The sequence below is a fragment of the Leucobacter sp. HNU genome (assembly GCF_047946755.1).
Lineage (GTDB): Bacteria > Actinomycetota > Actinomycetes > Actinomycetales > Microbacteriaceae > Leucobacter.
Map to the genome: position 1 here is coordinate 2619046 of NZ_CP178837.1, position 15553 is coordinate 2634598.

Consider the following 15553-nt stretch of genomic DNA (forward strand, 5'->3'; position numbering starts at 1 on the left):
CATGTCGATCTTCCAGCTCCTCCTCATCCTCGGCGTCGTACTGATCGCCGCCCTCGCCGTTCGGTTCCTGCCGGGTGAGCGCTCGCTGGCCCTCAAGCGGATCTTCGCGATCCTGTTCGTGCTCGCCGCGGTGCTCGCGATCCTGTTCCCGAACGTGCTCACGGCGATCGCGCACGCGTTCGGCATCGGACGCGGCACCGACCTCCTGCTCTACGTCTTCATCGTCGCCGTGATGGCCTTCGCGGTCGCCACCATCCGAGCGAAGGCCCGGAGCGATGCCCGCGTCACGAAGCTCGCCCGCGCGGTGGCGCTGATGGACGCCCGCAATCGCGAGGGCACCGAGCAGGAGAAGGGCACCGAGCAGTGAGCTGGATCGCCGCGATCCCCGCGGTGGCGGCTGCGCTCCTGATCTCGGTGCTCCCCGGGCTCCCCGCCGCCTGGGCGCTCAGGCTGCGGGGTCTGTCCCTCATCGCCGGCTCGATCGCGGCCTCGTTCGCGATCATCGCCCTCGCGAGCGTCGTCTCCCCCGTGATCGGCATCCCGTGGACCCTGCTCCCGGTCCTCGTGCTCGCAGCGGTCCTCGCCGCAGTGCTCTGGGTCGTCGTCCGGTTCTCCGGGACCTCCGTCGCGCCGTCGAGCCTGCTCCGCGCGATCCGCGCGATCCCGCTCGGCGCATGGGTCTGCACCGCGGTCTTCTTCCTCGTCTCGGGCGGGACGATCGCCTACCTGCTCAAGCAGGGGTTCATCCTGCCCGACAACATTTCGCAGACCTACGACAACGTCTTCCATTTCAACGCCGTCGCTCAGATCCTGCGCAGCGGGGACGCTTCGCCCCTGCACATGAACCTGTCGAGCCCGCACAGCGCGACGAACTTCTATCCGACGCTCTGGCACGCCTCGGTGGCGCTGGTCTCCCAGCTGTCGGGGAGCGGGATCGCGGTCTCGACGAACGCATTCGCGATCGCCACCGGCGCACTGGTCTGGCCGGCCGGCATGCTGTTCCTCGCTCGTCCGTTCCTCCCGCGCGGACCCCGCTCGGTGCTCCCTCTCGCGGTCGTCGTGACCGCGTTCAGCGCGTTCCCCTACCTGCTGCTCACCTGGGGAGTGCTCTACCCGAACGTCCTGTCGACCGCGCTCATCCCCTATGCGCTCGGGTTCACGCACCTGGCGCTGCGCAGCCGTCCGCTGGAAGTCCGTCTGCCCTCGGTCTCGATGTGGATCGCCGCCGCGGGTGCCCTCGGCGCCGCGACCCTGGCCCAGCCCAACGCGCTGTTCGGCTACGCCGCGCTCGTCTTTCCGCTGCTCCTCGCCACACTGCTGACCGTCTGGCGCGCACCGCTGCCCCTGAGCACCCGCGTCTGGCGCACCGTCGCGCTCGCCCTCGCAGCCTGCGCGGTGCTGGCGCTGTGGATCCTGGTGCGCACCGGCGACAACGTTCGGGTGTTCGAGGGCAAGATCCGCCTCGCGCTCGAGAGCGCCCTCGGCAACGGCCCGTTCACGGGTTCCCACGCCTGGGGGCTGACACTGCTCATCGCCCTGGGCATCGCAGCGCTCGTCGTGCTCAAGCGCCACCGGTGGCTTCCGATCTCCTACCTCGTCACGCTCGGCCTGTACACCATCGCGAGCGGGATGAACGGGCCGTTCCGCACGATGATCACCGGGGCGTGGTACAACGACGCGAACCGTCTCGCGGCCCTGATCCCGATCGCCGCGATCCCGCTCGCCGGGGTCGGCGCCGCACTGCTGATGGATTGGCTGGTGGCCGGTTTCACCGCGTTCTTCGCAGCCCGAAGGGATCGTCCCGCCGGTCGGGTGCTCACCGCCGTCGCCGCGGCCGGGACCGTCCTGCTGATCGCGTCCATGTCGATCGGTCAGCCCATCGCCGTCCAGCTCGATCGAATGCGGGCGAACTACTCGTTCACCGCGGATTCCCCGCTGCTCAGCCCGGATGAGGAACAGCTGCTCGAGCGGTTGGACCGCACGGTGCCGAAGGACGCGGTCGTGCTCGGCGATCCCTGGTCGGGCACCGCGTTCGCGCTCGGCATCGCCGACCGCAAGGTGGTCTTCCCCCATCTGAAGGGCGATTTCGGTGCCGAGGCCTACCAGCTCGGGGCGGACTTCCGGGATCTGGGAAGCCGGGCCTGCCCACTCGTGCAGGACCTCCATGTCTCGTACGTCCTCGAATTCGGGGGACGCCAGTACCGGATCCGGGGCTCGAACACGCCGGAGCTGTTCCGGGGTCTCCGCGATCTGCAGGACTCTCCGATCCTCACCGAGGTCGACCGGCAGGGCGATGCCGTGCTCTACCGGATCACCGGATGCAACGTGTGATTCCCTACACTGGGAACGCTTGACTACCGAACCGTTGGGAGAAGACGTGACGATCAAGTACGGCCTGATCGGCCTCGGAATGATGGGGCGCCACCACGCCCGGGTGATCCGCGAGGTCGAGGGCATCGACCTCGTCGCCGTGGCTGACGCGATGGGCGATCCCCACGGCGTCGCCGGCGAGACGCCGATGTTCGACTCGGTGCAGGGTCTCATCGATGCGGGAGTCGACGCCGTGGTCGTCGCGGTCCCGACGAAGTTCCACGAGGAGGTCGGCCTGGCGCTCGCCGAGGCCGGCGTGCACGCGCTCATCGAGAAGCCCGTCGCGCACGAGCTCCCCGCGGCCGAACGCCTCGTGGCCGCATTCGAGCAGGCGGGCAAGGTCGCCGCGGTCGGGCACGTCGAGCGCTTCAACCCCGCCCTGGTCAGCCTGCGCGAACGCATCGCGAACGGCGACCTCGGCGAGGTCTACCAGATCCAGACCCGCCGCCAGGGGCCGTTCCCCGCGCGCATCGCCGATGTCGGGGTCGTGAAGGATCTCGGCAGCCACGACATCGATCTCACCGCCTGGCTGGCGCAGTCCCCCTATGCGAACCTCGCCGCCCAGACCACCCATCGCTCCGGGCGGGCGCACGAGGACATGGTCTCGATCACCGGCAAGCTCGCCAACGGGATCATGGTGAACCACATCGTCAACTGGCTGACGCCGTTCAAGGAGCGGCTGACGCTCGTGACCGGCGAGCGCGGCGCATTCGTCGCAGACACCCTCACCGCCGACCTCACCTTCTACGAGAACGGCACGCACGCCGGGTCGTGGGACGCCGTCGCGGCGTTCCGGGGGTGAGCGAGGGCACCGTGACGAGGTTCGCCCTCGAGAAGCGCGAGCCGCTGCGGTCCGAGCACGAAGCCTTCCGCGACGCCATCCTCGGCGTGCGCGACGATGCCGTCACCCTGCGCGAGGGCACCGAGACCCTGCGCGTCGCCGAGGCCGCGATCGAGTCGGCCAGAACCGGCACGACCCTGGACCTCTCGGCGCGCGCATGAGCGACGCGAACAGCGCGATCAGCCCCGCAGCGTTCATCGGCGAGGGCGTCGAGATCGGCACCGACGTGTCCGTCGGGCCGGGGGCCGTGATCCTGGGCCCGTGCGTGATCGAGGACGGCGCCTGGATCGGCGCGGGAGCCATGATCGGCGCACCGCCCGAGATGAGCAACCTGCCGCAGAACACCGCCTGGACGGGCGACCTGCAGCACGCGGGAGTCCGCATCGGAGCCGGGGCCGTGATCCGCGAGGGCGCCGTGATCCATCAGGGCAGCTACCGCGAGACCACGGTCGGCCCGCGCAGCTGGGTGCTGAACCGCGCCTATCTCGCACACGACGTGCTGCTCGGCGCGGACTCGACCGTCTCCGCGGGAGTGAGCATCGGCGGGCACTGCGCGATCGGCGATCGAGTCAACATCGGCATGAACGCCGTGGTGCACCAGCGCCGCATCATCGCGCACGGCGCGATGGTGGGCATGGGTACCCCCGTGACCCGCGACGTTCCGCCGTTCGCGAAGGTCTACGGCACGCCGCCGCGCATCGCCGGGATCAACGCCGTCGGGCTCGACCGAGCCGGCTATCCGGCGGAACTCGCGGACGCACTGCTCGCGGCCTATCGCAGCGGCGACCTGCTCGTCGAGGGCTGGGTCGCGCCGGAGCTCGAGGAACTCGCCGAGACCGTCACCTGGTGGCGGTCCCACGGCGAGCTCAAGCCCTCAGCCCTCGCGGATAGAATCTGAGACCGTGAGCGACACTTCCGTTCTGAACGACCCGGACTACCGGGTTCCCGGCGCCGGCCGAGGCCTCTTCGACGTATTCCGCCACCGGTATCTGCTCTCCCTGCTCCTGAAGAAGGGCGTGGCGACGCGATACCACGGCTCGGTGCTAGGGTGGGTCTGGTCGTATGTGCGGCCCGGCGCGCAGTTCCTCATGTACTACCTCGTGGTCGGCGTCATCATGAACGGGCACAAGGACATCCCGTACTTCCCGGTGTACCTGTTCGCCGGTATCGTCGCCGTGAACCTCTTCAGCGAGACGCTTCGCAATACCACCAACGCGGTCGTCGACAACCGCTCGCTCATCAAGAAGATCTATCTGCCGCGCGAGCTCTTCCCGGTCGCCGCGACCGGGGTCGCGCTCATCCACTTCCTGCCGCAGGCGGCGCTGCTCTTCGTGGTCTCCCTGATCTGCGGCTGGACCTTCGGCTGGCTGCAGATCCTCGCGTTCCTGGCCGGCATGGCCATCATCCTGCTGTTCGCGCTCGGCCTCGGCCTGTTCTTCGGCGCGATCAACGTCAACTATCGCGACGCGCGCAACTTCGTCGATCTGATCCTGATGTTCGCGACCTGGGCCTCCCCCGTGCTCTATGCGTGGAGCATGGTCCAGAAGCGTGCCCCGGAATGGATCTACAACGTCTACATGTCGAACCCGATCACCGGGGCCGTGGAGCTCTTCCACAACGCCTTCTGGCTCCCGCTCTCCCCGCAGACGGCGCGCCCCGACAACCTGCTCGCCTTCGTCCTGATCGGATTCGCGATCTCGCTCGCGACGCTGCTCGTCGGCCAGCTCGTCTTCCGCAAACTGGAGGGGTCCTTTGCCCAGAACCTCTGAGGTCGATCCGCGCCCCGCGATCGTGCTGAACGACGTGCGCAAGACCTTCAAGATCAAGCACACGCACTCCTTCAAGGAGACGTTCATCGCCGCGCTGCGGCGGAAGCCCCTGTCGAGCGACTTCAACGCGCTCGACGGCATCTCCATCTCGGTGCCCGAAGGCCAGTCGGTCGCGCTGCTCGGCCGCAACGGCTCGGGCAAGTCGACCACGCTCAAGCTCCTCTCCGGCGTCATGACTCCCGACCAGGGCTGGGTGCGCACGCGCGGCCGGATCGCGGGTCTGCTCGAGGTCGGCGCGGGATTCCATCCGGATCTCACCGGACGCGAGAACGTGTACCTGAACGCCGCGATCCTCGGTATGACGAAGGAGGAGACCGACGACCGCTTCGATTCGATCCTCGCGTTCTCCGAGATCGGCGACTTCATCGACACCGAAGTGAAGCATTACTCCTCCGGCATGTACTCGCGACTCGGCTTCTCGGTCGCGATCCACACCGAGCTCGACGTCCTCCTGGTCGACGAGATCCTCTCGGTGGGCGACGCCCAGTTCCGGCAGAAGTGCACCGCGAAGATGCTCGAGCTGCAGGACCAGGGGAAGACCATGTTCGTGGTCAGCCACAACGCCAGCCAGGTGCAGCAGCTCTGCGAGCGCGGCATCGTGCTCGAGAAGGGGCGGATGATCTTCGACGGCCCGATCGACGAGGCGGTCGAGTTCGTCAAGCCCCGAGGCGAAGACGACGAGAACCACCATCCCATCGTGGGCGCCATCTACGACCTGTACCGGCGCGATCCCGGCCGCTGGGGACGCCCGCTCGCGCCGCAGCGCGAGATCTCCGAGAACGGCGGCGGCTTCGTGCAGGAGTTCGACAAGGGCATGATCACGTCCTCCGCCGCGCTCGTCGACCGTCTCGGCGAGGACAAGGCGACCGTCGGCCTCGGCAAGGGCGTGTTCCTCGCCGCCTATCGCAAGGCCGGCGGCCCCGCGGGCCCCTGGGGATTCATGATCGGCGCCCCGACCGGCATCATCGAGAACTACGAGCTGCGCACCATGGAGTTCCAGAACGGCACGGCGGGTTTCGCGATCGAGGGCGGTATGCGCTTCGACGCGAACTGATCGCGTTTCCTAGGCGACCGGGTCCGCCGGTGCCGTCCCGGTCGCCGCGGCGCCTCCCTGCTGCTCGGCGACGAGGCGCAGCCGTCTCGACGCCAGCGTGGTCGCGCCGATCGTGATCATCGCCCCGAGCAGGATCGCCGCGCCCTCGCCGGAGGCGAGGATCCCGAGCGTCTCGCCCATCGAGACCGCGGCGATCGGGACGCCGAGCTGCGCGGCCGTCACGACGGCCGCGGGCCACGGCTGACGGAGCAGCACGGGGATGCAGTGCACGAGCAGCGCGCCGAGGCCGAGAACCGCACCGAGCAGGATCGCCTGCGGATGGGTCACGAGGTGGCGGAGGTCGATGGACGCCCCCAGCCACACGAAGAAGATCGGCGCGAAGAGCCCCTCCGTGATCGCGAACAGCTGCTTGCCGAGCCGCTCCGGCTCGCCCGCGGCCGCGAGCGCGATCCCGCAGGCGAAGCCGGCGAGCATCACCGAGACGTGCAGCGCGGAAGCGATGGCGGAGACCGCGAACACCACTACCAGCCAGAAGCGCAGCTCGATCGCGAGCGAGTGCTCCCGGGACACCGCGCGGATCCGCGCCTCCACTCCCCGGGTGACGAGGAGCCGAGCGATCCAGGCCGCGACGAGCGCCGCCGCGATGACGGCGAGGGCTCCGAGACCCGCCCCGAGCGCGTTCTTCGGTTCGATGGCGAGCGGGAGCAGCACGATGCAGACCGCGTCGGCGACCGCCAGCTGCGGCAGCAGCTGCTCGAGCACGGGCACGTCGGTGCGCACTCCGGCGAGAGCGGGGAGCACCAGGCTCGCCGACGAGGAGGCGAGCAGCACCGCGTACAGCCATCCGTGATCGGTGCCGAAGAGCTGCGCGATCCCGAAGCCCAGCGGAACCGAGGCCGCGCCCACGACCGCGGCTCGCAGCAGGCCGGTGCGCATGCCGCGGCGCAGCGCAGGGTCGCGGATCGGCACGTGCGAACCGGCGACGACCATCACCAGGGCGAACCCGATCTGGCCGAGGAACGCGAACGTCGGCTCGCCGGGGTCGGCGATCCGGAACCCGCTCTGCCCGAGGATCAGCCCGACCGCGAGTTCTCCGATGACCACGGGCAGGCGGAGCCGGTCGGGCAGCGCGAGCAGCGGGCCGAGCAGCGCGACCGCGCAGATGAGCGCCAGCAGTGCGAATCCCATGTCGGCCTCCCTCGCTCAGAGCCGACAGTACCGCGCTGCGGCGGCGACCGGCTACTGCGCGCGATCTCCGGGGAGTCCGCCGCCCACGAAGCGGCGGAACAGCACCTTCTTCACGCCCGCGGGCAGCAGGCGGTACGCGCCCTTCACGACCACGTTGCGCAGGTACTGCCCCCGGGTGACGAAGCCCATGCGCAGCATCGCGCGCTGCAGGCGGGCCTCCGTCTTCGCCTCCGTCCAGCCGCCGCGGCGCTGGAACGATCCCGCTCCCACCCGGTACTTGAGCAGCGGCTCGGCGAGGTTCTCCACCTGCGCCCCCGAGGCGATCAGGCGGATCCCCAGCCAGTAGTCCTCCATCTTTCCGAACGGCTCATAGCCGCCGATCTTCGAGATGGCCTCCGCTCGGTACATCATCGTCGGATGGTTGAAGGGGTTGTGCGTGCGGGCGTGCTCGCGGATCCGCTCGGGCCCCGTCGGCGGGATGCGGAGCGCACCGGTGCGCTCCGGATCGTGTTCGAACTCGACCATGCCCGTGCCGACCAGGTCGTATCCCCGCTCGATGAGCGCCCACTGCCGGGCGAAGCGGTCCGGCACCGAGACATCGTCGGCGTCCATGCGTGCGATCACCGGCTGCGTCGCCCGCGCGAGACCGGCGTTCAGCGCCTCGGTGAGGCCGCGGTTCCGTTCGAGCCGCACCACCGTGACCGGGATCGGGCTGTCGCGCTCGATCCGCGCGATCTCCTGTGCGAGCGCGTCGGGCACGGGGCCGTCCTGCACGAGCACCGCCTCCGTCGGGCGCAGCGTCTGCTCGTCGACGCTGCTCTCAAAGGCGAGGCGCAGGAACCCGGCATCGTCGCCGGCGTAGACGGGCAGCAGCAGCGAGAAATCGGCCTGGGCGGTCATGCTTCTACTGTAGGGCGGCGGCGCTGCTGCGGTGGCTGCGGCGTGTGGGCTGCGGTGGCGCCCGGGTGGCCTTCGGAAGGAGATTCGGGCTCAGGAGGATGTTTCTGCGTGAATCGTCCTCCTGAACCCGAATCTCCTTCCGGGCGTCGACCTCTCCGGGCCCGCCCGACTCGGGGGATCACCCTCCCCACCTCGCGTATGCGCCCCCACGCCGGCGCAACCATCCACGGACCCCCTCATGCGGGTCCTCGAACACCCCAGGCCTCGAGACACTCGAGCATGTACCTCACCGCCTTCGTCGCACGTCACCACGGAATCGTCCGTTCGCAGGACGCGATCGCGCACGGCTATTCGCCCCATCGCATCGCGCAGGCCATCTCCGCGGGCCGCCTCTCCCGTCCCAGGCGGGGGTGGATCACGCTCCCCGGAGCCGACCCGGTCCTCGTGGAGGCGGCGAGCCACTCCGCGGTGGTGAGCTGTGTCACACGAGCGGAGCGGTTGGGTCTCTGGATCCCACGACCAGCCCGGCAGCTGCACCTCGCATCCCGGCCGAACGCCAAGGCCCGCGGCCCGGGTCCAGTCGTGCACTGGGCGACACCGCTCCTGCCGCGGTCGCCCGGCCAGCTCGAGGATCAGGTCGAGAACGCACTCGCCCTGATCGCGACCTGCCTACCGCACGAAGAAGCTCTGGTCATCTGGGAATCGGCGCTGAACCGCCGACTGGTTCAGCTGGCGTCCCTCGCCCGGCTTCCTCTCACCGGGCGAGCCCGGAAGATCCTCGCGGAGTGCCGGCCGTTCGCCGACTCGGGACTCGAGTCCCTCGTGCGCAGCCGCTTGGCCTGGCTCGGCGTCCGCATTCTGGAGCAGGTGCGAATCCTCGGTCACCGGGTCGATCTGCTCTTCGGCGATCGACTCGTGATCCAGATCGACGGCGGGACCCACGTCGGTCCGCAGCGCGAGGCGGACAACCGGCACGATGCGCTGCTGATGCTGCACGGGTATCGGGTGATCCGCCTGAGCTACGCGCAGATCGTTCACCGGTGGGAGGAGGTACACGAGCTCATCGTCGGCGCGATCGCACGCGGTGAGCATCTGGCACGGTAGCGAGCCGCCCGCTGCTCCCCTTGCCTCTCACTACTCGAGGTTTCCCGACCCCTCCTTGTGCCCTTGAACCCTTGAGCCCTTGAACCCTTGAGCCCTTGAGCCCTTGAGCAGGAGATCCGGGGTCAGAAGGAGGATGTGCGGGCTCGTCGTCCTTCGAGAGCCGGATCTCCTTCGCAAGGGGAGACGAGCCGGGCAGGAACAACGCCAGCCGATCCGCCCGGCGCAGGACCCTAGCGCTCGAGCAGTCGCACCTGCGCCAGGACGTCTTCGGGCACGCCCGCGGTGGCGAGCACCTCGCCGGACGGGCGCGGACGCGTGCGCCACCCGTCGCGCCAGCCGCGACGGAGGCCGTCCCGCAGCACCGCACGATCCCGCGACGCGCGGAAGGTGCGCACCCAGCGGCGGGCCGTGGCCGCGATGTAGAGCGCGTTCTCCCAGCCGTACAGGGCCTTCGAGAGGCGGAACACCCAGAGCTTGTTGCGCACCTCGAAGAAGAAGCGGGGGCCGGGGTCCGCATCGCTGGATCCGCGTTTCGCGGTCTTGTGGGTCACGACCGAGTCGGGCACGAACAGGCCTCGCGCGCCGCGGAGCAGCCGGGCCGAGTACTCGAAGTCGTCGTTCCACAGGAAGTAGTCGGCGATCGGCAGGCCCAGCTCGCGCACCCGCGCAGCGCGCAGGAACGCCGACACGAACGAGATGGATCGGATCTCCATCGCGCCGACCGATGCGGCGCGCTCGCGCTCAGCGCGCGATGCGCGGATCTTCGCCTTCGGCGTGTTCATCGGGTGGTCCGCGCCGTCGGTCCAGACCACGCGCGAGCCCATCACGGCGAGATCGTCCTGCCCGGTGGCGCGGTAGCGCTCGAACGCATCGAGCGCGCCCGCGAGCGCATCCGGGCCGGGAACCGTGTCGTCGTCCATGACCCACACCCAGTCGGTCGCGAGATCCGCGACCGCGGCGGCGATCCCCACGGCGAAGCCGCCGGCACCGCCCGTGTTCTCGGACAGTCGGATCAGGCGGGCCCGGTCGCCCCATTCGGCGAGCAGCTCGGCCGCGACCGCATCGGAGCCATCGTCTGAGGCGTTGTCGACCACCACGAGGCGATCCACCGGACGGCTCTGCGCCGCGAGCGCTTCCAGCGCTTCCCGCAGCAGCATCCGGCGATTCCACGCGACGAGCACCGCGGTCACCCGCACCCCGCCGGAAGCGCCTGCGCCGCCCGCGCTTTTCGCGACGGGCTCTCCCGAGACGCCCCCGCTCACGGCTTGCCGTCCTTCTTCGGGGTCGCCTTGACGATGCCCTGATCCACCAGCTGATGGATCGTGCCGAAGTCCGGATTCTCGGGATCGACCGCGGGCGGCACGAGCTCGACGTTGACGGGCGGGAACTCCCGCGACTTGCTCGCGAGGTCCACGAACCGGCCCAGCATCGAGCTCGGGATATCGGTCTCGACGAGCTGCTTGCCGGCGGTCGCGATGTCCTGGAAACGCGCCAGCACGTTGGTCGGGTTCATCTGCGCGAGGATCGCGGCCTGGAGCTCACGCTGCCGTTCCATGCGCGCGTAGTCGCCCGCCGCGGACCCGTAGCGCGAACGCGCGTACCACTGGGCCGTGTAGCCGTTCATGTGCTGCTTGCCCGGTTCGATCCAGCCGTCGACGCCGTTCTGGTACTGATCGCCGCCGATGGGCAGCCGCTCCTTCACATCGATCTCGATGCCCCCGAGCGCATCGATCAACTGCGAGAACGCGTCCATGTTGACGAGCACGTAGAACTGGATGTCGAGACCGGTCGCGCCTTCGACGGCCTCCTTGGTCGCCTCGATACCGGGCGAGGAGTGCTGCTTCTTCGCGTTCGGATAGAGCTCCGGGTAGAACAGCTCCGCCTCGGCGTAGACGCCGTTCAGGATGCAGCGGCCCACCTGGCAGCCGCCCCACTCGCCGAACTCGTTGGGACCGACGCCGAAGCCGTTCGGGTGCATCTTCGCCATCGGCGACCCCTTCGAGAAGGGCACGTTCGCGAGCTCGCGCGGCACGCCGATGATGGTGGACTGGCCCGTCTTCGCATCGACGCTCACGACCGAGATGCTGTCGGGCCGCAGCCCCTCGCGATCGGCGCCCGCGTCGGTGCCGAGCAGCAGGAAGTTGTAGCGTCCCTTGACGGGTTCGACCGCGGGCGCCCCCGCGAAGAGATCGTCGAGCAGCCCGCGGGTCGAAGCGACGGTGGTGGCGGCCCAGGCGGCGCCGAAGGCCGGGACGATGGTGAGCAGCACCGAGATCACCGCGATGGGCACGCGCCAGTTCGGCTTCACCCGCACCAGCTTGGTGAGCCGGAGCGTGTCGAAGCCGAGCACGAGCCAGAGGATCGCGTAGAACACGAGCAGCCAGGTCAGCACGAACAGGAACCAGCTGTTCGTGAACAGGGTGAGCGTGTCGGCGCGCGCGACGAGCAGGCCCACCAGGGTGAGCGCCCCGGCGAGGATCAGCACGACCGTCGCGGTGAGCCCGAAGCGCCCCAGCTTGCGGTTGCCGGCCAGCAGCTGCGCGCTGCCGGGCAGGACGAATCCGAGCAGCACCAGCCAGCGGGCCCGCTTGGTCATCAGCGGGGCGGAGCCGAGATCGGGGTTGCGGATCGGCCGCTCGAGCTCGATCGCGCTCATCCGGCGTACCCGCCGGGGTTGCCCGACTGCCAGGCCCAGGCATCCCGGCAGGCGTCCGCGAGGGAGCGGGTCGTGCGCCAGCCGAGCTCGGCGTTCGCCTTGGCGGGGTCCGCCACCATCTCGGCGACGTCGCCGGGGCGCGCGGGGACGACGTCGTAGGGCACCGGGCGCCCGGAGGCCTCCTCGAAGGCGCGGACGACTTCGAGGACGCTGGATCCCGTACCGGATCCGAGGTTGTACGCGGTGACCCCCGCTGCGATGTGCTCCAGCGCGGAGACGTGGCCCTCGGCCAGGTCCATCACGTGGATGTAGTCGCGGACGCCGGTGCCGTCCGGCGTCGGGTAGTCGCCGCCGAAGACGCTGAGCCGCTCGCGCTTGCCGACGGCCACCTGCGCGATGAACGGCATGAGGTTGTTGGGGATCCCGCTCGGATCCTCCCCGATGCGCCCCGAAGGGTGGGCGCCGACGGGATTGAAGTAGCGCAGCAGCACGGCCTCGAGCTCGGGCCAGGCCACCTGCGTGTCGCGCACGATCTGCTCGACCATCGCCTTCGTCCAGCCGTAGGGGTTGGTCACGCCGACGCCCGCGGGGTGCGCCTCGTCGATCGGCACGCGCTGGGGTTCGCCGTAGACCGTGGCCGAGGAGCTGAACACGAACTTGGTCGCCCCGCGCTCGCGCATGAGGTCGAGCACGGTGAGCGTGGAATCGAGGTTCACCCGGTAGTAGCGGGTGGGCTGCGCGACCGACTCGCCCACCGCCTTCAGTCCGGCGAAGTGGATGACGGCGTCGAATTCGACTCCGGCGAGTGTGGCACGGGCGGTCTCGCGCTCGGCGAGATCGGCCTCGATCACGGGGATCGTCCGCCCGCTCAGCGCCTCGACCCGGCGCACCGCTTCGGGGCTGCTGTTCGAGAAGTCGTCGACCACGACGACCTCGTGGCCTCGTTCCAGGAGCACGAGCGCCGTGTGCGAGCCGATGTAGCCGGCGCCGCCGGTGAGAAGTACACGCATAGCGTCTAGGGTAGGGCCGCTGCCGGGAGAGAACCTGCGACGCGCTCCGGAATCCGCGAAAGGCGGTTTCCGGTCCCGGCTGCGCGGCTCCGGGGGACAGTGACGCCGCAGGGTTACGATTCGGTGACGCTTCAGCGCGCTCCGGGTCTGCGCACAGCAATCGATTCCGTAGAATCGAGGCTGCCGGGCGTCTCACAGCTTGGCGGGGACGGAGGGGTTACGTGGCGACGCTCACGCTGATCGGCGAACCCTTCCCCAGCTGGGACAGCGCACTGCAGGCCGCGGCCGCGCAGGACCTCACGGAGGCGGTCGCCGTCGCCGCTCCCCGCGGGTGCAGCGCCCGACTGCTGATCGCCAAGGGCACCGAGGCTCCCGCGCTGGAATCGCCCCGAGCCCGCGTCGAAGCCCTGCCGTTGAAGGCGGGCATGCTGCCCGTGCTCTGGCAGTCCGGCGCCTCGGCCCGCCCCCTCGACGGCGAGTTCGTGCACGCGCTGACCCCGATGGTCCCGCTGCGCAGCCGCGACGACGGCGACGGCACGCAGACCTCGGTCGCGATCCCCCACGGCATCGCCTGGCAGGCCCCCGAGCTGATGGGGACCACCCAGGCTCGCCTCTTCCGGTCCTTCGTGCGCCGCGCGGTGCGCCTGGCCGACGTGATCGTCGCCTCGACTCACGCGACCGCGAGCGCGCTGCAGGATCACTTCGGGCCCGAGCTCCCGGTGCAGGTGCTCCCGCTCGCCGCGCCCACCCGGATCATGCGTCCGTCCGACGCCGCCGAACGGCGCATCGAGCTGGGGCTCCCGGCGCACTACGTGGTCACGACCTCGGCCCCCGGCGAGTTCGGGCGGCTCGAGTGGATCCTCGACGCCATGCGCGCGGATCCGTCGCTCCCGGCCCTCGTCGTGCTCAGCGGCAGCTTCCCCGCGCACGGCGATTCGCAGAGCGCCGAGGGCGCTGATCCGAAGCTCGCGGCGGCGATCCCGACGGAGCTGCAGCACCGCGTCTCCGTGATCCGCCCGCGCGAGCTCGAGGACATCGGCGCGGTCCTCTCGGGCGCCGAGCTGCTCGCGCTGCCCCAGGTCGGCATCGGCACCGGCTACGAGCTGCTCGCCGCGCTGTCGGCGGGGGTGCCCGCCCTGCACGGCGGCAGCGCCGTCGCGGCGGAGATCGCCTTCGAGGGCGGGATCGGGGCGGAGGACGCGACGACCTTCGCCGACGAGCTCTCCCGGATCATGCGCGACGACGCGGAGCGCTCCCGGCTCTCCGTGCTCGCCGAGGACCAGTCCCGCTCGTACTCCTGGGCCAGCACCGCGTGGCACCTGTGGGAGATCCACGCCAACATCTGAGCCCGCTCGCGCGGGGCCTCAGCCGCGCGCGTTCCGCGCGTACCCGATCGCGGCCGCCCCGGCGGCGACCGCTGCGGCGGCGATCAGTGCGACGGTACCGCCCCAGCCCCAGTGGGCAAACACGAGGCCGCCGAGACCGCCGAGCAGGGCCGAGCCGATGTAGTAACCGAGGTTGTAGAGCGAGGGCGCGAGGCTGCGACCGGCATCGGCCCGTCGGCCGATCAGACCGCTCGCAACGGTGTGGGCGCCGAAGAACGCTCCGGTGAACAGCACGAGCCCGAGGATCACCGCCGGGAGCCAGGGCAGCAGCATGAGCGCGAGCCCGAGGAGCATGAGGGCGATGCACCCGAGCTGCACCCGCACGGGCGACTCGATGCCGGCGAGCGGACCCCGGTTCCGACCGCGGTGCACTCGCGCGACGACCGCCCACACCTGGCGCGACGCGACCGCGCCGGCCAGATAGGCGAGGAAGAGCCACGACACCTGGGCCGTGCTCAAGCCGAACGGGGATTCCTGCAGGCGGAAGCCGAGCACGTTGTAGACGGCGACGAACCCGCCCATCAGCAGGAACCCCTGCGCGATGAGAACCCGGACACCCGGGTTGCGGAGGTTGGCGAGGAACGCACGACCGAGCGGCAGCGCGGGCCCCGGCGGGATGCGGGTCGCCGGGATCAGCGCGAGGAACAGCGCTGCGGAGGCGACCGAGCAGAGAGCGACCGCGGCGACGCCCCACCCCCAGCCGCAGGCGTCGCCGACGAGACCCGAGACGACTCTGCCGGCGAGCCCGCCGATGGTGGTGCCCGCGACGTAGCTGCCGACGGCCGCCCCGAGCGCCGCGGGCGTCACGATCTCGGCGAGCGCGGTCACGGCCAGCGCGGGGAGCCCTGCGAGGGCGAGTCCTTCGAGGAAGCGGACCGCGATGAGCGCGGGGAGCGTCGGCATGAGCGGCACCAGCAGCCCGATGGCGAGCGCGAGGAGCACCGACCAGCGCATCGCGACCACGCGACCGATCCGGTCGGAGACACGGGCCCAGGGCACGACCCCCACGGCCACGCCCAGCGTGGCCGCGCCGATCACCCAGGAGACGGCGCCCGGGTCGCTGCGGAACTCGTGCGCCAGCTCGGTCAGCACGCCCTGCGGAGCGTACAGCTGCGCGAAGGTGGCGAAGCCGGCGCCGAAGAGCGCGACGAGGGCGCGCTTCGCGATCCGGCTGCCGCCCGGAACCCGGGGATCCGACGCGCTCACGCGCCGAAAC

The 15553-nt window shown here is 70.3% G+C and carries 13 protein-coding genes and 1 pseudogene; 8 read left to right on the top strand and 6 right to left on the bottom strand.

Annotated features, from left to right (window positions below; translation table 11 throughout):
• Position 1: 1 nt before the first annotated feature.
• The 6 genes and pseudogenes from AB3K78_RS12855 (at position 2) to AB3K78_RS12880 (ending at position 6094) form a co-directional block, all read left to right on the top strand.
• Positions 2–367, top strand: coding sequence for a DUF2304 domain-containing protein (locus AB3K78_RS12855; RefSeq protein ID WP_416443836.1), 366 nt, complete (start codon positions 2–4; stop codon positions 365–367).
• A complete protein-coding gene (locus AB3K78_RS12860) occupies positions 364–2331 on the top strand; it encodes a DUF6541 family protein (protein ID WP_416443838.1) in 1968 nt (655 codons plus the stop codon). Before AB3K78_RS12855 ends, AB3K78_RS12860 begins: the two co-directional genes overlap by 4 nt.
• Positions 2332–2410: 79 nt before the next feature.
• A pseudogene (locus AB3K78_RS12865) lies at positions 2411–3372 on the top strand (Gfo/Idh/MocA family oxidoreductase).
• On the top strand, positions 3369–4109 hold the full coding sequence (locus AB3K78_RS12870; protein ID WP_416443840.1) for a DapH/DapD/GlmU-related protein: 741 nt from the start codon (positions 3369–3371) through the stop codon (positions 4107–4109). Before AB3K78_RS12865 ends, AB3K78_RS12870 begins: the two are co-directional and overlap by 4 nt.
• Before the next feature lie 4 nt (positions 4110–4113).
• Entirely contained in the window at positions 4114–4980 is an 867-nt protein-coding gene (locus AB3K78_RS12875) for an ABC transporter permease (protein WP_416443842.1), read from the top strand.
• Positions 4964–6094, top strand: a complete 1131-nt coding sequence (locus AB3K78_RS12880) for an ATP-binding cassette domain-containing protein (protein WP_416443844.1) — start codon at positions 4964–4966, stop codon at positions 6092–6094. Before AB3K78_RS12875 ends, AB3K78_RS12880 begins: the two co-directional genes overlap by 17 nt.
• 9 nt (positions 6095–6103) lie before the next feature.
• On the opposite strand, the gene AB3K78_RS12885 is transcribed toward AB3K78_RS12880, so the two are convergent.
• Positions 6104–7282, bottom strand: coding sequence for a cation:proton antiporter (locus AB3K78_RS12885; RefSeq protein ID WP_416443846.1), 1179 nt, complete (start codon positions 7280–7282; stop codon positions 6104–6106).
• Between the two features lie 51 nt (positions 7283–7333).
• A complete protein-coding gene (locus tag AB3K78_RS12890) occupies positions 7334–8182 on the bottom strand; it encodes a glycosyltransferase (protein ID WP_416443848.1) in 849 nt (282 codons plus the stop codon).
• Positions 8183–8461: 279 nt separating this feature from the next.
• Here AB3K78_RS12890 and AB3K78_RS12895 point away from each other — a divergent pair, with 279 nt between their 5' ends.
• On the top strand, positions 8462–9286 hold the full coding sequence (locus AB3K78_RS12895) for a type IV toxin-antitoxin system AbiEi family antitoxin domain-containing protein (protein ID WP_416443850.1): 825 nt from the start codon (positions 8462–8464) through the stop codon (positions 9284–9286).
• 230 nt (positions 9287–9516) lie between these two features.
• On the opposite strand, the gene AB3K78_RS12900 is transcribed toward AB3K78_RS12895, so the two are convergent.
• The 3 genes from AB3K78_RS12900 to galE all read right to left on the bottom strand — a co-directional run bounded on the left by AB3K78_RS12900 (position 9517) and on the right by galE (position 12952).
• Entirely contained in the window at positions 9517–10482 is a 966-nt protein-coding gene (locus AB3K78_RS12900) for a glycosyltransferase (protein ID WP_416447356.1), read from the bottom strand.
• Between the two features lie 62 nt (positions 10483–10544).
• Positions 10545–11942, bottom strand: coding sequence for an LCP family protein (locus AB3K78_RS12905; protein ID WP_416443852.1), 1398 nt, complete (start codon positions 11940–11942; stop codon positions 10545–10547).
• Entirely contained in the window at positions 11939–12952 is a 1014-nt protein-coding gene (gene galE / locus AB3K78_RS12910) for a UDP-glucose 4-epimerase GalE (RefSeq protein WP_416443854.1), read from the bottom strand. Before galE ends, AB3K78_RS12905 begins: the two co-directional genes overlap by 4 nt.
• A 221-nt stretch (positions 12953–13173) precedes the next feature.
• On the opposite strand from galE, the gene AB3K78_RS12915 reads away from it, so the two are divergent.
• Positions 13174–14298, top strand: a complete 1125-nt coding sequence (locus AB3K78_RS12915) for a glycosyltransferase (RefSeq protein ID WP_416443856.1) — start codon at positions 13174–13176, stop codon at positions 14296–14298.
• 18 nt (positions 14299–14316) lie between these two features.
• Here the strand turns inward: AB3K78_RS12915 and AB3K78_RS12920 are convergent, their stop codons facing one another.
• Positions 14317–15543 carry an MFS transporter gene (locus tag AB3K78_RS12920; protein WP_416443858.1) on the bottom strand — a complete coding sequence of 409 codons (1227 nt, stop codon included), beginning with the start codon at positions 15541–15543 and terminating at the stop codon, positions 14317–14319.
• Positions 15544–15553: the final 10 nt, after the last annotated feature.